The 20,732-nt window shown below is 61.2% G+C and carries 17 protein-coding genes and 1 pseudogene; 6 read left to right on the forward strand and 12 right to left on the reverse strand.

The annotated features are described in order from the left end of the window. The first annotated feature begins 4 nt into the window (after positions 1 to 4). Together ACI2JR_RS20310 and ACI2JR_RS20315 are read left to right on the forward strand one after the other, a co-directional pair. Positions 5 to 1,270 (forward strand): MSMEG_0569 family flavin-dependent oxidoreductase, encoded by a 1,266-nt coding sequence (locus tag ACI2JR_RS20310; protein WP_462479320.1) that lies wholly within the window; start codon positions 5 to 7, stop codon positions 1,268 to 1,270. After that, positions 1,251 to 2,921, forward strand: a complete 1,671-nt coding sequence (locus ACI2JR_RS20315; RefSeq protein ID WP_462479321.1) for an AMP-binding protein — start codon at positions 1,251 to 1,253, stop codon at positions 2,919 to 2,921. Before ACI2JR_RS20310 ends, ACI2JR_RS20315 begins: the two co-directional genes overlap by 20 nt. Before the next feature lie 21 nt (positions 2,922 to 2,942). Here the strand turns inward: ACI2JR_RS20315 and ACI2JR_RS20320 are convergent, their stop codons facing one another. The 4 genes from ACI2JR_RS20320 to ACI2JR_RS20335 form a co-directional block, all read right to left on the reverse strand. After that, complete coding sequence (locus ACI2JR_RS20320; protein WP_462479322.1) at positions 2,943 to 3,785, reverse strand: TonB family protein; 843 nt, start codon at positions 3,783 to 3,785, stop codon at positions 2,943 to 2,945. 167 nt (positions 3,786 to 3,952) lie between these two features. After that, positions 3,953 to 4,888: a FecR domain-containing protein gene (locus ACI2JR_RS20325; protein ID WP_462479323.1), complete on the reverse strand. Its 936-nt coding sequence runs from the start codon at positions 4,886 to 4,888 to the stop codon at positions 3,953 to 3,955. A gap of 18 nt (positions 4,889 to 4,906) precedes the next feature. Next, positions 4,907 to 5,422, reverse strand: a complete 516-nt coding sequence (locus ACI2JR_RS20330) for a sigma-70 family RNA polymerase sigma factor (protein WP_132731552.1) — start codon at positions 5,420 to 5,422, stop codon at positions 4,907 to 4,909. Between the two features lie 156 nt (positions 5,423 to 5,578). Continuing rightward, complete coding sequence (locus tag ACI2JR_RS20335) at positions 5,579 to 8,044, reverse strand: TonB-dependent hemoglobin/transferrin/lactoferrin family receptor (protein WP_462479330.1); 2,466 nt, start codon at positions 8,042 to 8,044, stop codon at positions 5,579 to 5,581. Positions 8,045 to 8,420: 376 nt separating this feature from the next. Here ACI2JR_RS20335 and ACI2JR_RS20340 point away from each other — a divergent pair, with 376 nt between their 5' ends. Further along, entirely contained in the window at positions 8,421 to 9,686 is a 1,266-nt protein-coding gene (locus ACI2JR_RS20340; protein WP_462479324.1) for an FAD-dependent oxidoreductase, read from the forward strand. 37 nt (positions 9,687 to 9,723) lie between these two features. Here the strand turns inward: ACI2JR_RS20340 and ACI2JR_RS20345 are convergent, their stop codons facing one another. The 6 genes from ACI2JR_RS20345 to ACI2JR_RS20370 all read right to left on the reverse strand — a co-directional run bounded on the left by ACI2JR_RS20345 (position 9,724) and on the right by ACI2JR_RS20370 (position 15,841). After that, positions 9,724 to 10,848 carry a M20 family metallopeptidase gene (locus ACI2JR_RS20345; protein WP_132731550.1) on the reverse strand — a complete coding sequence of 375 codons (1,125 nt, stop codon included), beginning with the start codon at positions 10,846 to 10,848 and terminating at the stop codon, positions 9,724 to 9,726. Beyond that, positions 10,845 to 11,603: a glutamine amidotransferase gene (locus ACI2JR_RS20350; protein WP_462479325.1), complete on the reverse strand. Its 759-nt coding sequence runs from the start codon at positions 11,601 to 11,603 to the stop codon at positions 10,845 to 10,847. Before ACI2JR_RS20350 ends, ACI2JR_RS20345 begins: the two co-directional genes overlap by 4 nt. Next, the gene (locus ACI2JR_RS20355; RefSeq protein WP_132731589.1) at positions 11,600 to 12,694 is read right to left on the reverse strand and encodes a phosphotriesterase family protein; all 1,095 of its coding nucleotides are present in this window, start codon (positions 12,692 to 12,694) and stop codon (positions 11,600 to 11,602) included. The genes ACI2JR_RS20350 and ACI2JR_RS20355 overlap by 4 nt, the downstream gene beginning before the upstream one ends. Before the next feature lie 8 nt (positions 12,695 to 12,702). Next, a complete protein-coding gene (locus ACI2JR_RS20360; RefSeq protein ID WP_165905791.1) occupies positions 12,703 to 13,704 on the reverse strand; it encodes an ABC transporter permease in 1,002 nt (333 codons plus the stop codon). Between the two features lie 19 nt (positions 13,705 to 13,723). After that, positions 13,724 to 14,470 (reverse strand): ATP-binding cassette domain-containing protein, encoded by a 747-nt coding sequence (locus tag ACI2JR_RS20365; protein ID WP_462479331.1) that lies wholly within the window; start codon positions 14,468 to 14,470, stop codon positions 13,724 to 13,726. 357 nt (positions 14,471 to 14,827) lie between these two features. Then, positions 14,828 to 15,841 carry a LacI family DNA-binding transcriptional regulator gene (locus ACI2JR_RS20370; RefSeq protein WP_462479326.1) on the reverse strand — a complete coding sequence of 338 codons (1,014 nt, stop codon included), beginning with the start codon at positions 15,839 to 15,841 and terminating at the stop codon, positions 14,828 to 14,830. 428 nt (positions 15,842 to 16,269) lie between these two features. Between ACI2JR_RS20370 and ACI2JR_RS20375 the strand changes: the two genes are divergently transcribed. Next, positions 16,270 to 17,181 (forward strand): ABC transporter substrate-binding protein, encoded by a 912-nt coding sequence (locus ACI2JR_RS20375; protein ID WP_243655260.1) that lies wholly within the window; start codon positions 16,270 to 16,272, stop codon positions 17,179 to 17,181. Positions 17,182 to 17,191: 10 nt separating this feature from the next. Here ACI2JR_RS20375 and ACI2JR_RS20380 read toward each other — a convergent pair whose 3' ends face one another. Then, positions 17,192 to 18,061: a PfkB family carbohydrate kinase gene (locus tag ACI2JR_RS20380; protein WP_462479327.1), complete on the reverse strand. Its 870-nt coding sequence runs from the start codon at positions 18,059 to 18,061 to the stop codon at positions 17,192 to 17,194. Between the two features lie 30 nt (positions 18,062 to 18,091). Here ACI2JR_RS20380 and ACI2JR_RS20385 point away from each other — a divergent pair, with 30 nt between their 5' ends. Next, positions 18,092 to 18,934: a BtpA/SgcQ family protein gene (locus ACI2JR_RS20385; protein WP_132731544.1), complete on the forward strand. Its 843-nt coding sequence runs from the start codon at positions 18,092 to 18,094 to the stop codon at positions 18,932 to 18,934. Continuing rightward, complete coding sequence (locus ACI2JR_RS20390) at positions 18,935 to 19,579, forward strand: TenA family protein (protein WP_462479328.1); 645 nt, start codon at positions 18,935 to 18,937, stop codon at positions 19,577 to 19,579. It abuts the gene before it with no gap. 46 nt (positions 19,580 to 19,625) lie between these two features. Here the strand turns inward: ACI2JR_RS20390 and ACI2JR_RS20395 are convergent. Beyond that, positions 19,626 to 20,688 (reverse strand): annotated as a pseudogene (locus tag ACI2JR_RS20395) (ATP-binding cassette domain-containing protein); the annotation flags it as partial. Positions 20,689 to 20,732: the final 44 nt, after the last annotated feature.

Raw genomic sequence — 20,732 nt, forward strand, 5'->3', positions numbered from 1 at the left:
AACGATGAATACGAACTCCTATCCTGTCGTCATTATTGGCGGCGGTCAGGCCGGTCTTGCCATGAGCTGGAGCCTGACGCAAAAAAACATCCGTCATATTGTGCTGGAACGCCATCGTCTGGCCTGGGCCTGGCGGGAGCAGCGCTGGGATAACTTCTGCCTGGTGACGCCAAACTGGCAATGCAAGCTTCCCGGCTTCCCTTATGACGGCGACGATCCCCACGGCTTTATGCTGCGGGACGACATTGTGGCCTACGTCGAACGCTACGCCCGGAGCTTCAACGCCCCGCTGCGCGAAGGGGTCAACGTCCAGCGGGTAGTGAAGCGCGACGGCGGGTTTACGCTGTTTACTTCCCTCGGCGAGCTGCAGGCCGACCAGGTGGTGGTCGCCGTGGGGAACTACCATCGCCCGCGCTTTCCGGAGCTTGCCGCCCGGCTTCCCGAGCGCATCGTGCAGATCCATTCCGCGCACTACAAATCCGCGCAGCAGCTGCCGGAAGGGGAGGTGCTGGTGGTGGGCTCGGCGCAGTCCGGCGCGCAAATCGCCGAAGATCTACACCTCGCGGGACGCCAGGTGCATTTATGCGTCGGCAGCGCGCCGCGGGTGGCGCGTTTTTATCGCGGCCGCGACGTGGTGGACTGGCTTGACGATATGGGCCACTACTGCCTGACGGTGGAGGATCATCCGCAGGGCGAGGAGGCCCGGCGCAAAACCAATCACTATGTGACCGGGCGCGACGGCGGGCGCGATATTGATTTACGCGCGTTTGCGCTCCAGGGAATGCGGCTGCACGGGCGCCTGCTGGCGTATGCCGATGGCAAACTGCACACCGCTGACGACCTGCGGACTAACCTTGATGGCGCTGACGCCACCGCGCAAAAAATTAAAGACAGCATCGACGCGTGGATTGCCCGGCAGGGCATTGATGCCCCGGTCGAAGCCCGCTACCAGGCGCCGTGGCAGCCCGATGGGCCTGCGGAGCCGATCGATCTGGCGGCGATCTCGGCCATTATCTGGGCAGTCGGCTTCCACACCGATTTCAGCTGGATCGAGGTCCCGGCGTTCGATGAGAAAGGCTATCCGCGCCATCAGCGCGGCGTCTCGGTTGAGGAGGGCCTCTATTTCCTTGGGCTGCCCTGGCTCTGGACCTGGGGGTCGGGGCGTTTCGAAGGCGTAGGCGATGACGCTCTGTGGCAGGCGGAGATTATCGCGCGCCGCGCCGGGCATATCGCCGCGCGGGAGGCCGTCGATGCCAACAGCGCAGAGTGAGCACGATCCCTTCCGGCGCGACTTCTGGCGGGAAGAGGCCGCGCGGCTGTACTGGGAAACGGATTTTACCGAGGTGGTGGAAAGCCTTGACGGCAGCCCGCGCTGCCGCTGGTTTACGGGCGGGCGCACCAATCTCAGCTTCAACGCCCTGGACCGCCATTTAGCAGAGAAGGGGGAGAAGTGCGCCATTATTCATCGCGACTATCTCGGGCAAACGCACCGGCTGAGCTATCGCGAGCTTTGGCAGCAGGTGAATACCCTCAGCAGCATGATGCAAAGCTGGGGCGTGAAGCCGGGGGACCGGGTGCTCATCGCCCTGCCGATGACGCCGCTGGTGGCCGTCGCCATGCTGGCGTGCGCGCGCATTGGCGCGGTGCATGTCGTGGTCTATTCCGCCGTCACCCATGAGGCCCTGATGCAGCGCATCGCCGTCAGCCAGCCGGTGCTGCTGTTGCATAGCCGCGAGCCGCGCGGCCGTAAGGAACTGCCCGTTATCGCCGAGCGGATGGCCGGACTGCGGGTGGTGGATACGCACGGCCGGGCGTTTGGCGAGCTGTTGGCACGACATCGCGGCAGCGTCGTGCCCTGTACCTGGCTTACGGCCTCCGCGCCTTCGCATCTGCTGTTTACGTCGGGGACGACGGGAACGCCGAAAGGGATCGTCCGCGATACGGGCGGCTACGCCGTGGCGCTGCTGGCCAGCCTTGTGCATCTCTTTCGGCTGCGGGACGACGAGATTTTCTTTACCACCGCCGACGCCGGCTGGGTGACCGGGCACAGCTACGGGATCTATGGGCCGCTGCTGGCGGGGCTGACGACAGTGCTCTGCGAGGTTAACTCGCCGGGAGAATACTGGTGGCAGATGGTGGAAACCCTCGGCATCACCCGGATGCTGACCATTGCCGGGGCGATCCGCATGGCCCGGCGGCAGGGTAAGCCGCGCGCCGATCTGACCTCGCTGCGCACGCTCTATCTCGCCGGCGAGCCGCTGGATAACGCCACCGATGAGTGGGTGGCCGCGCAGCTGGGGGTGCCCTGCGAGAACCATTACTGGCAGACCGAATCCGGCTGGCCGCTGCTGGCCGGCTCCGGCAGCGCGCTCTCGCCGGTGTTCACCCGCGCGGCTGAGGTGGTTCATCCCGCCAGCGGGAAAACCTGCGCGCCGGGCGAGACGGGCATGCTGGTGATTAACGGCACGCTTGGCCCCGGCGGGATGTCGACGCTATGGCAGAATGATATCCAGCACGACCAGTACTACTGGTCGTATCGGCAGCGACAGTGGCGCTATGCCACCCACGATTGCGCGATAAGGGTTGGCGAGCGGATTATTATCCAGGGGCGGATGGATGACGTGATGAATATCGGCGGCAAGCGCATCGCCACCGCAGAGATAGAAAATGCCCTGATGGGGCTGGAGGGGGTTGTCGAGGTGGTTGCCGCCGGGACGGCGCACTACCTGCTGGGGGAAATGGTGGCGCTGTTTGTGGTCACCGATACGGCCGACCCTGCGCAGCAGGCCGCGCTCAAAAAAAACATTTGCGCCCGGCTGATGGCGCGATGCGGTCGCTTCGCCGTGCCGCGGCGTATCCACTTCACCTCGGCCCTGCCTAAAACCTTCTCCGGGAAGGTGATGCGCCGCATGCTGGCTTAGGAGCGGCAGGCGCCTTGAGCCTCACCTGCGCGCCTCCCGGAGATCGAAACGAATCGGGAGCGTCACGCTGAACGACGGCTGCCCCGCGCGGATATCATCCGGCGGCGCAGGCAGCGGCGCCGCCCGCTTCGCCAGTTGCTCCGCCTCGCGGTCCAGCGAATCCACCCCGCTTGAGCGGAGTAACTTCGCCATCAGCACGTTGCCCTGGCGATCCAGGGTGATGCTGATATACACCACCCCCTGTCGCTGCTGGCGGAGCGCCACGGCGGGGTAGCGCTTAAAGCGGCTCAGGTGCGCCAGCAGCTGCCCGCTCCAGTCTGAGCTCATCGGGTTCGCCTGCGCCGCCGCCATGTTCTGCGGCGCTGCGACTTGCTTATCGTTCATCGAGGGCGGGGCGCTGGTATCCGGGGCGGGCGGCGTTTTTGACGGCATCGCCTCCCGTTCCGTCGTGGTTTTAGGCGGCGTCGGGTCTTTGCGCTTCGCGGGCTTGCTCTTTTTGACCGCCGGAGGCGTCTTCGGCTCCGTGCCCTGCGGGGCCTGGGTCAGCGCCGGCCGGCTCTCCTCTTTCGCCTCCTCCTTCTGCGCCACAGGCCGGCTGCTGGGGAGGGAGTGCGTCTGGAGTACCCCGGTCGGCATTTTCTCCGGGCTGGCGACGGACTGGGTCTGGCTGGACAGCATTAGCACCACCATCGGCGCGGCCGCCGGTAGCGGCGGCGGCGGGCTGGACTGATAGCAGAGCCAGCCCAGCAGCATCACGTGAAGGAGCAGCGTCAGCAGACCTGCGAAAGTCCACCGCCTTCCCGCGCCCCGCTCCCATCCCTGAGGGAAAAGCGGGGCAGCGGAGAGTGCGTTTTTATTTAACATGGAAAAGTTACCACCGGTACAGGAGAGCGTGTCGTCGCGAGCGCAATGCCGCGACGTTAATCACAATCGGATAATAGACAGGACACGCCGCCGGGCCGCAAAGGGCATATCTGGCGGGAATAACGGGATATAACGCCATAAGTAGTTATTTATTGGAATAAATGACTTCAGGATACGCTGACAAAGTACTTTGACAGATAGTTTATCTGGACTGGCAGGCTGTCAGGCAACGCATCAAGAATGCGGTCAGTGTTATTCAGCGGGAAAACGCCCGACAGCCGTAGATTCGCGACTTCCGGTCGGTAGCGGATGTAGCCGCGGCGATACCGCGTCAGCTCATCAAGAAAATCAGCCAGCCGCATATCATCGGCGACGATAAGACCGTTTAACCAGGCCGGTTCCGCCTGCACCCGGTGTAACGCGCTATACCCGTGTTCATTAAGCCACAGGCCATAGCCCGCATTGATGGTCACGCTGTGGCTGTCTGCCGCCGGGCGGGCGTTCAGCTGGCCGCGATACACCGCAATATCGCTCTGCGTATCGCTAAGCCGGATCGCGAAGCGGTTGTTGTGTGCGGTGAGCTCGCCCTGCGGCAGTCGCAGGCGTAGTAACCCGGCGCTCTGCGGCGACGTCACCATCATTTCCCCGTTCAACAGGGCCACCTGCTGGCCGTCGTCGTGGGAGGTGACGTTGACCGCCGTTTGCGTGTTCAGCATCAGCTGCGTGCCGTCCATCAGCGTGACATTTTTCTGTTCGCCGATCGCTGTCCGATAGTCCGCCAGCCACGGCCGCCAGAGGCCGTTCCCGGCGCCGATCCCCACCGCGCCGGTCAGCCCGACCACGGCAATGCTCTTCAACAGCCGGCGGCGCTGGGGGTTGGCCAGGCGGGACAGGCTCTGCTGAGCGGCCGCGCCGTTAAGCAGAGAGAAACCGGAGGAAAATTCACCGATCTGCCGCCAGGCCTGGGCATTTTCCGGCCGCGACTGATACCAGCGCTGCCAGTTGTCCCGATCTTCCTGGCTGGCCTCTTCCGACATCAGCTGCGTCAGCCAGATGGCGGCTTCACGGGCGCTTTGTTCATTGAGAGTGGATGAAGGACTCATACTGGTATCAACACGCCGCTATGACGATGATAAGGCAAAGAAACATTGCAGATTCGCGCGTTGCAAATACTGTTTGACCGAGCTGGTGGAAACTCGCAGCCGCTCGGCAATATCGCAGTAGCGCATGCCCTGCAGATGGGCCAGCAGGAACGCTTCGCGCACCGGCGCGGGCAGGCCGTCCAGCGCCTGGTCCAGTTTTTCCAGCATCTCGATCGCCTGCAGACGGATTTCCGCCGCCGGGGATTCGGCCTCCGGCAGCTCGCTCAGGGCCTGCAAATAACGCTCTTCAATATGCTTGCGGCGGTAATAGTTGGCCACCAGCCGGCGCGCCACCGTAGCTAAAAAAGGCCGGGGATGACGAATGGCCGTCAACTGTGGGCTGAGCAGAATGCTGATAAAGGTATCCTGCGCCAGATCTTCGGCATGCCAGGCGCAGTCGACCTTTTGCCGCAGCCAGTGGCACAGCCAGCCGTGATGTTCACTGTAGAGCTGCCGGGCAAACCCGTTAGCGATTGCAATATCTTTCCTGGCCATACGGCATACCAAACGTGAGCGTTTTAAATGAAAATAAGAATCATTACTAATTAAAATAATGTAAGTTATGTGTCAAGAGATTGCTGATTATTTACATTACGCCGGGGGTTCAGGAGGGGAAAGCAGGGGAGCCGACGGCTCCCCGTGGGTAAAACGTCAGAAACGCTGGCTGACGCTGAATTTAATATTCCGCCCGACCCCGGACACGGATTCGCCGAGGTAGGGGTAATATTCGTGGTTGAACAGATTATCCACCGCCACCCGGGCCTCAAACCCTTTCAGCGCCGTGGGCTGCCAGGTGGCGAACAGGCCGTGCAGGGAGTAGCCGGCGGTTTTCGGCAGCGCCCAGACGGAAGCGAGGGGATCGCCGTCGGCCGGCGAGCGGTCCTGTTTGCGCACGAAATCGCCGGTCCAGCCAAACGCCGCGTCCCATTGCGGCACTTTTATCCCCAGCACCGCGTGGGCGGTGACCGGCGGAATTTCCGCAATCCAGGTCTGGTTGCCCCAGGGATCGCGCGGGGAAGCATCGCGCTTACCGCGGATCGCGGAGTAGGCAAAGCTGCCGAACACCCGATCGCTATCGTAGAAGGATTCAATTTCCAGACCTTCGATGGTATAGCCCGGCAGGTTACGGTAGTTCGACAGCGGCTGACCGCACTCTCCGCCGCTTCTGGCGGCGTCGCACAGCACCCCGCGGCGATAGAAGATTTCATCCTTGCCGCGGTTGCGGAACAGGGTAGTACGAATTTGCAGGCTGTCTTCCGCCGTCACCAGGTTGTTGAAATCCAGCACCGCGCCTACCCGGATCCCGGTAATACGCTCCACCTTAAGATCGCGGCTGGTGCCGGGAACGTTAGAGCTGGCCGACTGAACTTCGTACTGCTCATCAATGACCGGCGCGCGCCAGGTGCGGCTGACGTCGGCAAACAGCGACAGGTTGGGCGTGGCTTTCCAGATTGCCCCCAGGTGCGGAGACCAGCCGGTGTAGGTGACACTGCTGTAATCATGCCCGGCGGCAGGATCGCTATCGTTATAGCGCGGCGCGCGGTTAGGCTGGCCGGTATTGGTGACGTGATCGAAGCGCACGCCGGGCGTGATGGTCAGGCTGCCGTAGCTGACCGCATCCTGCAGATAGGCGCTGCGGGTTTCCTGCTCCCCCGCCGGCATATAGTAGGGCTGGAAATAACCGTAGTTGTAGCTGGCGCTATTTTTCTGCGCCGGGTAGTACATCAGCGTATCGCGTTTATGCTTATGCCAGCGCACGCCGAACAGCAGCTTATGATCGAGCGGGCCGCTGCTGAAGCGGCTCTCGTTGTTCATATCGAGCTGCCGATCGACATAGCTCACCCAGCTTTCGTTCCCCAGCGAGCCCAGGTAGCTGTACTGCGACGCGGAATCCGGGCGTTGATCATGCTGTTCGGTTTTCGAGTGGGCGTAAGATACCGTCAGGTTCAGCAGCGGCTGCTCTTCCGGCGCCAGGTTCCATTTTACCGAATAGTTGGTGTCCACCTGATCGCGATACACCAGGATGCGGCGCCACGCCTCATCCCGGCCGTAGCGGTCGATATCCGCCTGGCTGGGGGCGCTGATATCGTCGCGCTTGGCGGCAAACGGCTGCCAGCCGTCGGACTCGGAGCGCATCGCCGACAGGGTCAAGGTCTGCGCATCGGTCAGATAAAGGTTGGACTTCAGCAGCCAGGAGGCCTGATCGCTGGAGGAGTAGGCAAAGCGCGTGCCGTCAGGCCGCTTAATGTTGCCCCCGTCACGCTTGCTGAAATAGACCAGCCCGTCGGCAAACCCTTCTTCGGTGCGGCCATAGAGCGCGCCGCTGTAGATCCCCTGGCGGTCATTGGTGTGATAGCTGTACTTCAGCAACCCGCCAAAATTCTCGCCGGGCTGCAGCATATCTCCGGCATCTTTGGTTTCCATCGTAATGGTGCCGCCAAATCCGCCGTTGCCATTCAGCAGGTTATGCGGACCCTTATCGACATCAACGCGCTTGAGCAGCTCCGGCTCGATGAACACCGAGCCCTGGCGGTATTTCTCGAACCCTTTTGGCGCGCCGTCCAGCACCACGTTGACATCTTCCATATCGCCCATCCCCCAGATGTTCAAACTCTGTCCGCCGGGGCGAGGGGAGCCGGCCATCGAGACGCCGGGCAGGCGATCGAGCAGGCTGGCGACGTTATCGGCCTGCACGCGCGCGATGTCTTCCTGATTTAAGGTCGAACGCCCGGCCGAGACGCTATCGCTTAAGCCGCTGACCACCGACAGCTCCGGGATCACCAGATCCTCGAGTGGCTCAGCCGCCGCCAGGCGATAGCCGTTCGCCGTCTGCTGCGCGCTGAGACCGCTCCCCGCGAGCAATCGGTTAAAGGCCTCTTCAAGGCTGTAGCGCCCCTGCAAGCCGGCAGTGCTTTTGCCCCGGGTCTGCTCTGGCGTAAAGGTCAGAATGACCCGGGCGCGACTGGCGAGATTTTGTAACGCCGGGGTTAGATCGCCAGCCGGAATGGCGAAAGACTGAATATCGGTTTGTTGTGACGGCGCCGCCGGGGTCTGAGGGGCAAAAACGGAGGTCACGCAAGAGGCCAGAACCAGCAGCCCGCACGCGGGGTTGACCATTCTGCCAGAGGCCCGTTTTTTGCCAGGATGATGAATATGACGCCGGGTACCTCTGGCGGATACACCTTTTGCCGCGCGGTTGTTTTGTATAGACATCGACTGTTCCCTGAATGTATGAAACTGGAATCTCAGTAGAGAGGTCACTCAGGCGAGAAAATCGGGCAGAAATTTACTGAAAAAATTCCTCATGCGGCGCTAACACGGCGCGGACGCGGTTGTTTCCCGCACTGTGGCCCGCCAGGTGGATGACGAGCCGGCCATCCTCGCGGCGCAACAGGTTGACAGTCTCGCGTGATATTGATAATCATTATCAATACGATGTATTTTTCACGACGCGTCGACTCACCGCAGGCGGGTCGTTCTCCGGGACAAGAGCATGCCATCATCCTCGTTCGCGCCTTACTCCACCGATTGCTGCATCGTAGGCGGCGGCCCCGCCGGGTTGATGCTGGGCTACCTGTTAGCCCGGGCGGGCATCGACGTGACGGTGCTGGAGAAACACGATGATTTTCTGCGTGATTTCCGCGGCGATACCATTCACCCTTCCACGCTGGAACTTATGCACCAGCTCGGGCTGCTTGACGATCTCCTGACGCTGCCGCACCAGCGTGCGGAAACGCTGTGGGCGGAAATCGCCGGGCGGAATGTGATGCTGGCGGACTTCACCCGTCTGCCGACACGCTGCAAATTCATCGCCTTTATGCCGCAGTGGGAATTCCTCAGTTTTCTGGCGGAACGGGCCGCCGCTTTTCCCCATTTCACGCTGATCAAGTCGGCGCGGGTGTCACAGCTGATCTATGAGCACGATCGGGTGTGCGGCGTTGTGGCCGATACCGCGGAAGGCCCGATCGGCGTGGCCTGCCAACTGGTGGTCGGCGCCGACGGGCGGCACTCCGTGGTGCGGGAAAAAGCGGCGCTCAGCAGCCGGTCGTTTGGTTCGCCGCGCGACCTGCTGTGGATGAAACTCAGTAAGCGACCGGGCGATCCGCCATGGTCGATGGGCCATACCGGGCCAAAGCGCAACTTTATCATGATCGATCGCGGGGATTACTGGCAGTGCGGCTATGCGATCGATAAGGGGAGCTTTGATACGATTCGACAGCACGGGCTGGAGAAATTTCTGCTGCAGGTGGCCGAGGCGGCCCCGTTTCAGGACGACCGCTTTCAGGAGATTGTCAGCTGGGAGCAGGTCAAACTGTTGAGCATCCGTATCGACAGGCTGGAGCAGTGGGCGAAGCCTGGCGTGCTGTGCATCGGCGATGCGGCGCACGCCATGTCGCCTATCGGCGGAGTGGGCGTGAATCTGGCGATTCAGGATGCGGTGGCCGCGGCTAACGCCATTATCCTGCCGCTGCGTCAGCGGTGTTTACAGCTAAAACATCTGCGGCGGGTGCAGCGGCGGCGCGATTTCCCCACCAAAGCCACGCAGTTTTTGCAAATTAAAATGAGCCAGCGCCGGCCGAAGAAACGCCGCGCGGCGGGCGGCTCCCGTTTTATGACCTACGTCAGCCACAGCCGCTGGCTGCCGCGATTGTTCGGTCGGATCATCGGCCTGGGATTTCGTCGCGAAACGCCGCGTGCGTTTTACCGGCATACGGACGCCGCCACGCCGCCTTCATCGGCCAGGTCATCGAAACGCTAAAAGGTATCACGCCAGACGCCCGCCATTTTGCCGGGTCTCAGGTCATGCCGGGCGCTCCGTAAGCCACGATAATCTGCTGATAGAGCGCTTCGGCGGCGGCGAGTTTGCCCAGCTCACAATATTCATCGGTCTGGTGCGCCATCGTCGGTTCGCCGGGGCCGAGAATAATACACGGCGGCCTATTAAGCGCGGGCAGCAGCAGCGAGGCATCGGTGAAGTAGGGAACAATGCGCGGAACCAGCGGCTGCGGGTGTAAAGGCTGGCACAGCCGGTACAGATCGCGGATCCACGGCGCATCCGTATCGCTGAGCACGGCGGGCAAATCCACCAGCGTTTCCTGGCTGACCTCCTCGCCAAGATGCTGATGCAGCCGGGTACAGATATCGTCGTGCCGGAGATTCGGCGCGGTGCGGATATCGACATCGAACGCCGCGCTGTCCGGCACGGAATTGATATTCAGCCCGCCGCTTATCCTCCCGACGTTCAGCGTCGGCTGGCGCATCAGCGGGTGCGGCGGGCCGGGCGAGAAGTGACGGATTTTTTGCAGGGCGTCCGCCGCCCGATAAATCGCGTTAATTCCCAGCTCCGGCATTGCGCCGTGGGCGGTTTTGCCCCGGGTGCGGCAGCGTAGCCAGAGCGCCCCTTTATGGCCGATGACCGGATAGTTCGCCGTCGGCTCGCCGACGATCAGCGCCCCGACGGCGGGTAGCGTCCCCTGCGCCAGCAGCGCCTGTACGCCGTCGCAGCCGGTCTCTTCCCCGCCGGTCAGCAATAGCACCACGCCATTGCCCGCGTCTATCTCTTCCGACCGGGCTACGCAGGCGCAAAGGAAAGCGGCGATCGCCGCTTTCATGTCGCTGGCGCCGCGGCCGTATAGCCGGTCGCCATCCACTTCGCCGAACGGATCGCGGCTCCACGGGGCGTCGCCGAGAGGCACGGTATCCAGATGGCCGGTGAAGGCCAGCGGTAAACCGCCGCGCTTGCCGGGCAAACTGGCGAGCAGATTGCTGCGTCCTTCGCCGAACGTCGACAGCGTGACCTGGAATCCCCGTTCCCGCAGCCAGTCGGCAAGGAACGCCATGCACTCCGCTTCGCGGCCGGGCGGGTTAATAGTCTCGAAGCTCAGCAACTGACGGGCGAGAGCGAGCGTCGGCGTATTCATCGCTGCGCCCCGGTTAACCAGTCGAGAGCGTTAATCCACAGGCGGCGATAGCCTTCCCAGGCGCTGAACTCCTCCGGCAACCAGTGGGCCGACATATCGCTGGTCCATGCCAGGGTGCGTCCACGCTGATACTGACGTACCGCCAGCAGCGGATGGCCGGTTCCGGCAATGGTCGCCAGCAGCTCGCCCTGCGGATGCATTTCCACCTCGTTATAGCCCAGTAGCCACGGCCACTCGCCGTCCAGTCCGTCCAGCAGCGGATGGCGGGCGACCGTTTCGACGTAACAGCCTTCCGGGGTTTCTACCCGGTCGTCCCACGCCAGGCAGCGTACCGGCAGCACTTTTTCAACGGCGGTGTTGCGAAAACGCGCCGCGCCGTTAATCCCCTGGAAACTAAAGTAACCGCCGATCATCATCAGGCTGCCGCCCGCCGCCACGTAATCGTGCAGCAGCGTCAGGCGGTTGGCGGTCCGCTTGCTCTTCAGCCAGGTATCCGGATGCAGCAGCAGCGTATTGGCGCCGATATCGGAAAGAATGATGACGTCCCACTTTTGCAGCGCGTCGAGGGTCAGCGGAAAGTGGTTCTGCGCGTCATGCGCCGGCATGTGGGTGACGGCATAGTCGCTGTCCGCCAGCGCCTGCATAAAGGCGTCCGCGCCGCTGTGAAACGTGGCGGTAAAAAACTGATCAAAACCCTTTACGTGCGTGGCGCTGCTGGTCCATGACTCGCCGACCAGTAAAACTGATTTTTTCATTGGTTTCTCCATTCGCCGCCGAAGACGCGCTGCGGGTTGGCGATCATCAGCGTTTCCAGCTGTTCGTCGCTGACGCCGTGGCGGCGCAGGCGTGGGACAAAATGTTTGAGGATGTAGCCATAACCATGCCCGCCGTAGCGGGTGAGCATGGTTTTCAAAAAGACGTCCTGCGAGAGCAGAATTTGCTGAATAAAGCCGTCGTCGATTAGCTCGCGGATGGCGCGGGCGTTCTCCTCGTCGGAGGGCGACTGTGCCGATTCATCGGCGTAGTAGTAGCTCATGCCGATCATGTCGTATTCGAGAAACGCGCCGCGCCGGGCGAGATCGCGCTGATAGGTCTTATCCGCAAAGCTGGGGTTCATATGGCACAGCACGGTGTGGCGCAGGTCGGCGCCTTCCTCTTCGAGGATATCCAGCACCTTGTGTCCCAGCCGCTCCCAGCCCGGCAGATGCACCTCGATCGGTACGCCGGTGGCGGCGTTGGCGCGTCCGGCCGCGCGCAGCGATTTCTCTTCCAGCGGCGTAAAGCGGCTGGAGACGCCGATTTCGCCAATCAGCCCGGCAATCACCTCCGGCTTCTCTTCTTTGCCGCCGACGTCGTAGATCAGCTTGTCGGCGAGCGTGGCGACGTCGAGGGTTTTCGACCACTCCGGATGCGAAGGCTCAAGGTAGAGCCCGGTACCCATCACGATATTCAGCCCGGTTAAGCGCGAAATCCGCTGCAAGGCTCGCGGGTCGCGGCCAATGCCGAGGTTGGTGGGATCGACCACCGTGTCGCCCCCCTGGGCGCGAAATTTCAGCAGTTCGGCAATCGCCGTCTCGACATCGAACAGCTGGCAATTATCGCGGCTCATCAACGGGTTCATCGCCAGCTCGCCGAGATTTTCAATGCTCACCGGCGCTTCGGCGATATGCCGATCGCTACAGCAGCAGGGGGCCACCCATTTCCCGGCGGCGTCGAGCAGAATATGCTCGTGCATCAGGGTCACCCCCATTTGCGCCAGCGGCATCGGGCCGAGGACGGTCATCACATAGCCGCTGCTCACGCCAACCGGCAACGGCTGCGGGTGGCGAAAAATCGATCCTTTCACGTTCATGGTTACTCCTTCGCCGGGCGGCGGACCGGATTGAGAATGCGGGTGTTCAGCCAGATAGCCAGCAGGATGATGGCGCCGGTGGCAATCTGGGTATAAAACGGCGAGATATGCGAGAGGATCAGCCCGTTCTGGATCACGGCGATGGAAAGCGCGCCCAGCAGGCTGCCGATAATGGTGCCGAATCCGCCGAACAGGCTGGTGCTGCCGAGAACGACCGCGGCGATCACCTGTAGCTCAAAGCCTTCCCCCTGGTTGGAGGAGCCGCTGCCGAGTCGGGCGGTAATGATCATCCCCGCCAGCGCGGCGGCCATCCCGCTGAGCATGTACACCCGCAGAGTCACCGAGCGGGTATTGATCCCGCCGCGGCGCGCGCCCTCCGCGTTGGCGCCAATCGCGGTAACGTAGCGGCCAAAGCGCATATGATTTAACGCGATATGGGCGACAATCAGCACCGCGACGCCAATCAGCGCCGGCATCGGTACGCCGAGCACCCAGGCGCGGCCCATCTGGGTAAAGAGGCTGTCTTGCGGAATGGGGATCGAGTAGCCCTGGGTGATCAGTAGGGCGATGCCCCGCACGATCGCCAGCGTCGCGAGGGTGACGATAAACGCCGGGATCCCTTCGCGGGCGATAAAGAAACCGTTGATCGCGCCGATCAACGCGCCCACCAGCAGGCCGCCGATCAGCACCACCGGCCACGGCAGTCCCCATTGATTAAGGGCGATCGCCGACAGCGCGCCCACCAGCGCCAGGGTTGAACCCACGGAAAGATCGATCCCGCCGGTGGTGATCACAAAGGTCATCGCGCTGGCGACGATCAGCAGCGGCGCGGTCTGGCGAATGATGTTCAGCCAGTTGCTGCCGGAGAGAAAGTTGCCGGTGATCAGCGAAAAGACCACGCAGCAGAAGACGAAAAACAGCGCGATGCTGACCACCCCGGAGTGGCTGTGCATAATGCGCTTCGGCAGCGAGTGCTGCAGCATGCGCGGGCTGGAGAGATTAATCATACTCATCGATATCCCCTTAATGGGCGCGGGCGGAGTGAGCAGTAAATTTCTCACCGACGATCAGATTGACGATGTCCGCCAGGCTGGTATCACGGATCTGCCGTTCGGCGACGTTGGTGCCTTCATACATCACCATGATGCGGTCGCAGACGAGAAAGAGATCCTGCAAGCGGTGGGTGATCAGGATGACGCTGACGCCACGGGCGCTCACCCGTTTGATCAACTCCAGTACCGCCTCCACCTCGGCTACCGCCAGCGCGGCGGTCGGTTCATCCATGATCAGCACTTTGGGGTTGAACGCGGCGGCGCGGGCGATGGCGATCGCCTGACGCTGGCCGCCGGAGAGATTACGCACCATCACTTTGGTATCGGGGATCGAGATCCCCAGCCCTTTGAGTATGTCGCGCGCGTCGGCGTGCATTTTTTTCTCGTCGAGAAAGGGGAGGCCGAGGATCTTTTTCATCGGCTCGCGGCCCATAAACAGATTGCCGGCGACATTGACGGTGTCGCACAGCGACAGATCCTGATACACCATCTCGATCTGGCAACGGCGGGCGTCGGAGGGGTTCAGAAACCGCTGCTCGACGCCATCAATACGAATGGTGCCGCTGGTGGGGACAACCGCGCCGGAGAGGATCTTGGTCAGCGTGGATTTACCGGCGCCGTTATCCCCCACCAGCCCCAGCACTTCGCCGGGAGCAAGCTGAAGATTAACGCCGCGCAATGAGCTTATCGAACCGTAGGTCTTGGTGATATCCACCATTTCGACACGGGCCGCTGCTGCCTGTTGATGCATGCCATTACTCCCAAAAATGAATGGATGGTCGATGACGTTGCTGTCGGGCGGCGCATCATCCGGCGGTCCACTTCTTGTAAACCGGTTTACTTGATGATGACAGCACGCCCCTGGGTTTCTGCTGCTGTGTTCGGTACTCGTTCGCCACGGTGATTAAAGCAGCAAACGTGCCAGCTGAAAAAAACAACATGGCCAACGGGCCTAACATGATGAGTGAAAAGCGATTATTTTCTATTCATCAAGTAAACCGGTTTACCTGATCGGAAAGCGCGAGAGCGCCGGCGGCGACAAAATGCGCTAAAACTGTGCAAGAGTTGCTCTGATTTAGCGCGTGAGCGGGCGAATGGAATCTCTGGCGACCCACTCGACGGCGAGGCGGGTCTGCTCCGGGACGCTTTCACCGCGCAGCAGACGCAGCATCAGGTTGACGGCGGTATGCCCCATCTGGTGGGCGGGTTGGCGAATGGTGGAGATGCGCGGCTGGGTGAATTCGGCGTAGCTGGCGTCATCGAAGCCGACGACCGACAGCGCCTCCGGCGCCTGCAGGCGGCGGGCGCGCAGGCCGTCAAGGATCCCCAGCACCAGGAAGTCGCTGGCGGCGAAGATCGCGGTCGGCGGCTCCTCATAAGACAGCAGCTGGCCGAGCGCGCGGGCGCCGTATTTGCGCTCATATTGACCGTACATCACCCACTCCTGCGGGCAGCGGAGACCGGCCTGCTCCAGCGCCTCGCAAAAGCCCTGGTAGCGTTCGCGTACGCTCATCAGCGCGTCCGGCCCGCCGATAAAGGCGATGCGGCGGTGCCCGGCGGCAATCAGCTGTTCGGTCGCTAATCGCCCGCCCTGCAGGTTGTCGGCGAAGACCTTCGGGGCGCTGCTGCCGGGGATATCTTCATCCAGCAGCACGATGCGCGAGTGACGCTGAATTTCACGGCGCAGCAGGCCATCGTCGGGACGGTTGGTGGTGAAGAGCAGACCATCGACCTGGCAGGTATCCAGCCAGCGGATAAACTGGCGCTCCTTCTCCGGGTTGTTGCGGGTGATACACAGGACCAGGCTATAGCCCTGCTCGGAAGCCGCCTCTTCCGCGGCGTTCGCCAGTTCGGCGAAAAAGGGGTTGGTGATATCCGGCAGCACCAGGCCGAGGGTTTCGCTACCGCCTTTGCTGAGGCGGCGCGCGAGGCTATTCCCACGGTAATCCAGCTCGCGGATCGCGGATTCCACCCGTTCGGCGGTCTCCTGGGGCAGAACCAGGCTGTGGTTGAGGTAGCGCGAAATCGTGGCTTTGGAGACCCCTGCTCGCTGAGCGACATCGGAAAGAACGACCCGTTTTTTTATCATAGCGGCGCTGCGGATAGTGGCGGAGTATTATAAGTAACATAGCGCCGGGGCTAAGTCATATTCTTCATCGGCTCCCGTTTCGCCGCCGCCCTGCGGACCGCCAACGAACGCGTGGCGTATAAAGTATCGCGCGCTGACGATAGCTTTTTCTTATTCTTCCGTGGATAAACTTTTTTCCGCTTGACAAGCGTAGGCAAAACGCGAATTTTAATAACCGTTCCCGACGTTGCTTCTGCTTTTATGTTTTCCCTGAGATAAATGGATGGCAGGGAAAGCCCACTGTTCGATTATCACCTGAACGCTATTCCGGCGTCTGTGCTTCGTTATTCGTCCCGCCTGAAAATTCCTCGTTATCCGGGGTTCCCATTCTTTATATTTTGTCGAGGGCATTACCTATGTTTTTCAACATCAATAAAAAAGCGGCGTTAATGGTTGCATTGAGTCTGTCTGCCCTGGGTGGGGGAACGGCGTTTGCCGCCGCGCCAACGTATGCCTTAGTGCAAATTAACCAGCAGGCGCTGTTCTTTAATGAAATGAATAAAGGCGCGCAGGACGAGGCGAAAAAAAGCGGTAAAGATCTGGTGATTTTTAACGCCAATAATAATCCGGTGGCGCAGAACGACGCGATTGAAAACTATATCCAGCAAGGGGTGAAGGGCATTATGGTCGATGCTATCGACGTCAATGGCATCATGCCGGCGATAAACGAGGCCGCCGCGAAGCATATTCCGGTGATCGCCATTGACGCGGTATTGCCCGCGGGTCCGCAGGCTGCACAGGTCGGCGTGGACAATGTCGAAGGCGGTAAAATTATCGGTCATTACTTTGTGGATTACGTGACGAAAAATAGCGGCGGGAAGGCGCGAATCGGGATCGTCGGCGCGTTAAACTCGGCTATCCAGAATGCGCGCCAGCAGGGCTTTGAAGAGACCTTAAAAGGCCACGACGGTATCTCTGTCGCCAATGTCGTCGACGGGCGCAACGTTCAGGATGACGCGATGACCGCGGCGGAAAACCTGATTACCGGTAACCCGGATCTGACCATCATTTACGCTACCGGCGAACCGGCGCTGCTTGGCGCGATCGCGGCGGTGGAAAACCAGGGTAAGCAGAAAGAGATCAAAATCTTCGGCTGGGACCTGACCGCGCGTGCCATTACCGGTATTGACGGCGGCTATGTCACGGCGGTGTTACAGCAGGATCCGCGCAAGATGGGGGAAGAGGCGGTGAAAGCGCTGAATGCGATTTCCAGCGGTAAGCACGTTGAGAAAAGCATTTACGTGCCGGCGACGGTCGTGACGAAAGCGAACGTCGATAGCTACCGTCCGCTTTTTAAATAACGCGCCGATCTCAGGCATTGCTTGCCAGCAGCGCGGCCAGCGTTTTTGCATCCGGGAAGGCTTGCAGGGTGCCGTTGCGGCCGATGGTTAACGCAGCGGCGCGGCTGGCGTGATGCAGGGCGAGCGCGTCCGGAAACGTTGCTCTGCGCAGAGCGGAAGCCAGCATCACCGCCAGAAAGGTGTCGCCGGCGCCGGTGGTATCGACCACCGTCGCCGGCTCGGCGGCGACATCGATAACCTGCTGGTGATGATAGAGCCTCGCCCCCTGCGCGCCGAGAGTTTCCACGATCAGCGTAGCGGCGGGGTCCGGATGCAGCAGCTGCGCCTCGTGTTCGTTGACCACGGCGATATCGACCAACGGCCAGAGGTCGGCGAAGGCCGGTTTGACCGGCGAAGGGTTAAATACCGTGACCATCCGTTTACGCCGGGCAAGGGCGAAAAGCGCGCCGGTTTTTTCGGCGGAAAAGTTTCCCTGCTGCAGCAATATATCGCCGGGGCGTGCTTCGGCCAGCAGCGGTTCGATAATCCCGAGCGTTAATGCGTCGGCTGCGGCGGTGGTGGTCATAATGGCATTATCGCCATCGTCGGTGGTGAAAATAATTGAGGTATCACTGTGCGTGGATATCGCATGGGCAGGATAAAATAATAATGATTCCTGGCTGATGGCGTTATTTATCCATTGGCCATGATAATCATCGCCGCTGCCGGCGATTAAGGTTACCGGCAGCCCGCAGCGGGATAAAACAATGGCCTGATTGGCGCCCTTGCCGCCAATATCCTGAGCTATTTTATGCCCATGCAGAGATTCTCCTTTTTGTGGTAACGAAGCGCAGCGCCAGGTTTCGTCCACAGCGATATTACCGACAACATAAATATGCATAGCCGTTTCCTTTAAATACGAGGTTGATTTATGAGTTCTATATCAGCAGGAAAAGTCAGCGCAATTCAAGATATTTTTTCAAGGCGTAAGGCGGTTATCGGTGTTATTCACTGCGCCCCCTTTCCTGGCTCGCCAAAATATCGTGGAGAGAGCGTGGGTTATATTGTTGAACGTGCGTTGAAGGATGCTGAGAATTATCTTGAAGGCGGCGTTCATGGTTTGATCGTCGAAAATCACGGCGATATTCCATTCTCTAAACCGGAAGATATCGGCCCGGAAACGGCGGCGCTAATGGCGGTGATTACAGATAATGTGCGCCGCCGTTTCTCCGTTCCACTGGGGATTAACGTGCTGGCGAACGCGGCCATTCCGGCGCTGGCGACGGCGCTGGCGGGCGGCGCCGATTTTGTGCGCGTCAATCAATGGGCTAACGCCTATATTGCCAACGAAGGCTTTATCGAAGGGGCCGCCGCCAGGGCGTTACGCTATCGCGGCCAGCTGCAGGCCAACCATATCCGCGTCTTTGCCGATAGCCACGTCAAACACGGCAGCCACGCCATCGTCGCCGATCGCTCGATCCCGGAATTGACCCGCGATGTCGAATTTTTTGAGGCCGATGCGGTGATTGCCACCGGCCAGCGTACCGGCGACAGCGCGACGCTGACGGAAATCGATGAGATCCGCAGCGCCACGTCCTTGCCGCTGCTGGTGGGATCCGGCGTCACGCCGGATAACGTGGTGGCGATCCTCGGTCGTACGCAAGGGGTTATCGTCGCCAGCGCGCTGAAAGAGGGCGGGGTGTGGTGGAATCCGGTTGAACGCGCGCGGGTCAAACACTTTATGGCCGTCGCGCAGGCGGCGCTGGAGGAGTAGATGGAAACGTTCAGCGATCGTTTATTGCGTGAGCATCAGGCGCTGTGGCAGGAGATGCAGCGGCATCCGTTCGTCGAGGCGATAGTCGGAAACCGGCTGGCCGGGGAGGATTTTCATCGCTATCTGGTCTATGAAGGCGATTTCGTGGCGACGGCGGTAAAAATGGTGGCGATCGGCGTGAGCCATGCGCCATCTCTCGCGCAGCAGCGCTGGCTGATCGGCGGCCTGAATGCGCTGGTGGATACCCAGCTTGGCTGGTTTGACACGGTGCTGGCGCGGCGCGGCGTGCGGGCGGAGCAATACCTGCCGGCCCCGCCGGGCATCAAGCGTTTTCGCGACGGGATGTTACAGGCGGCGCAGCGCGGTAGCTATGCCGATATCATTACCCTGATGTTCGGCGCCGAGTGGATGTATTACCACTGGTGCGCCCGCGCCGCGGCTTGCCCGCAGGACGATGATGATCTGCGCGCGTGGCTGGAGATGCACGCTGACGACGCCTTTTATGACCAGGCCCGCTGGTTAAAAGAGGAACTGGATCGCTGCGCGCAGGGGCTGGATGAAGGGGAAAAACAGCGTCTGTCGGCGCTGTATGCCGATGTTCTGCGCTGGGAAATCGATTTTCACGCCGCCATGCTGGCGGCATAAATGGGCGGGCGCGCCGACGCGCCCGCCGGGTTAACGCATTATCCGTTCAGCAGGCGGCGAGGTGCCCGCCGCCAAAATCGGTAAAGCGCTGCGGTACGCTCTGCCAGCCGAGGGGTTTGATCGGCTCCGGGCGCTCCGGCATTGCGCTGGCGACGCGGGGTTCCCGTCTGCGTTCAACGTCCGGCATGGGAACGGCGCTGAGCAGGTGCCGGGTATAAGGATGCTGCGGATGGTGCAGCACCCGGTCACGCGGGCCGATCTCCACGATCTGGCCGCCGAACATCACCGCCACCCGGTGGCAGATGCGTTCCACCACCGCCATATCATGGGAAATAAACAGATAGCTGAGCTGATAGCGCTGACGCAAATCCTCCAGCAACGTCAGCACCTGCGCCTGTACCGACACATCCAGCGCCGAGACCGATTCATCGGCGATAATGACTTTGGGGTTCAGCGCCAGGGAAAAGATCGAAGCTGACGCCATCCACGGCATGGACTTCACGACGCACGCGCAGGCCATCGCCACGTACCGGAAAGCGCACGCAGAGGTTACGGACGCTGAGCAACGGCTGGGTTTCTTCAACCGGCGCCAGCGCGGGCGCCTGGCCCAGCACCGGCACTGCCTGCAGCAGCTGGCGGGTATAGGGTGCCTGCGGCGAGGTAAACAGCGTTTTTACCGGGGCATGTTCCATAATTTTGCCGTGATTCATCACCAGCACGTCATCGGCCATTTCCGCCACCACCCCCATATCATGGGTGATCAGCAGCAGGCTGGTGGAAAACTCCTGCTGCAGTTCACGCATCAAATCAAGGATCTGCGCCTGAATCGTGACATCCAGCGCGGTGGTCGGCTCATCGGCAATCAGCACCTGCGGCTGGCACAGCATCGCCATGGCGATCATCACCCGCTGGCGCATGCCGCCGGAAAGCTCGTGCGGATACTGCTGCAGGCGCTTCTCCACATGGCTGATTTTGACCGCATCCAGCATCGCGCTGACCCGGCCGCGCCGTTCGCGGCGGCCCAGCGCTTCGTGGAGTTGCAGCGTCTCTTCCAGCTGCTGGCCCACGGTCATCAGCGGATTGAGCGATATCATATGCTCATGAAAAATAAATTAGACATATTTGACGAGAAGCTGATGCATTTTAAACTCCG

Origin of the sequence: Klebsiella sp. NPDC088457 (assembly GCF_044900465.1) — a bacterium.
GTDB lineage: Bacteria > Pseudomonadota > Gammaproteobacteria > Enterobacterales > Enterobacteriaceae > Klebsiella.

What these genes read in the sequence shown, in the direction of transcription:
- ACI2JR_RS20310 (WP_462479320.1), top strand. Translation starts at nt 5, where the DNA reads ATGAATACGAACTCCTATCCTGTCGTCATTATTGGCGGCGGTCAGGCC.
- ACI2JR_RS20315 (WP_462479321.1), top strand. Translation starts at nt 1,251, where the DNA reads ATGCCAACAGCGCAGAGTGAGCACGATCCCTTCCGGCGCGACTTCTGG.
- ACI2JR_RS20320 (WP_462479322.1), bottom strand. Translation starts at nt 3,785, where the DNA reads ATGTTAAATAAAAACGCACTCTCCGCTGCCCCGCTTTTCCCTCAGGGA.
- ACI2JR_RS20325 (WP_462479323.1), bottom strand. Translation starts at nt 4,888, where the DNA reads ATGAGTCCTTCATCCACTCTCAATGAACAAAGCGCCCGTGAAGCCGCC.
- ACI2JR_RS20330 (WP_132731552.1), bottom strand. Translation starts at nt 5,422, where the DNA reads ATGGCCAGGAAAGATATTGCAATCGCTAACGGGTTTGCCCGGCAGCTC.
- ACI2JR_RS20335 (WP_462479330.1), bottom strand. Translation starts at nt 8,044, where the DNA reads ATGGTCAACCCCGCGTGCGGGCTGCTGGTTCTGGCCTCTTGCGTGACC.
- ACI2JR_RS20340 (WP_462479324.1), top strand. Translation starts at nt 8,421, where the DNA reads ATGCCATCATCCTCGTTCGCGCCTTACTCCACCGATTGCTGCATCGTA.
- ACI2JR_RS20345 (WP_132731550.1), bottom strand. Translation starts at nt 10,848, where the DNA reads ATGAATACGCCGACGCTCGCTCTCGCCCGTCAGTTGCTGAGCTTCGAG.
- ACI2JR_RS20350 (WP_462479325.1), bottom strand. Translation starts at nt 11,603, where the DNA reads ATGAAAAAATCAGTTTTACTGGTCGGCGAGTCATGGACCAGCAGCGCC.
- ACI2JR_RS20365 (WP_462479331.1), bottom strand. Translation starts at nt 14,470, where the DNA reads ATGGTGGATATCACCAAGACCTACGGTTCGATAAGCTCATTGCGCGGC.
- ACI2JR_RS20370 (WP_462479326.1), bottom strand. Translation starts at nt 15,841, where the DNA reads ATGATAAAAAAACGGGTCGTTCTTTCCGATGTCGCTCAGCGAGCAGGG.
- ACI2JR_RS20375 (WP_243655260.1), top strand. Translation starts at nt 16,270, where the DNA reads ATGGTTGCATTGAGTCTGTCTGCCCTGGGTGGGGGAACGGCGTTTGCC.
- ACI2JR_RS20380 (WP_462479327.1), bottom strand. Translation starts at nt 18,061, where the DNA reads ATGCATATTTATGTTGTCGGTAATATCGCTGTGGACGAAACCTGGCGC.
- ACI2JR_RS20385 (WP_132731544.1), top strand. Translation starts at nt 18,092, where the DNA reads ATGAGTTCTATATCAGCAGGAAAAGTCAGCGCAATTCAAGATATTTTT.
- ACI2JR_RS20390 (WP_462479328.1), top strand. Translation starts at nt 18,935, where the DNA reads ATGGAAACGTTCAGCGATCGTTTATTGCGTGAGCATCAGGCGCTGTGG.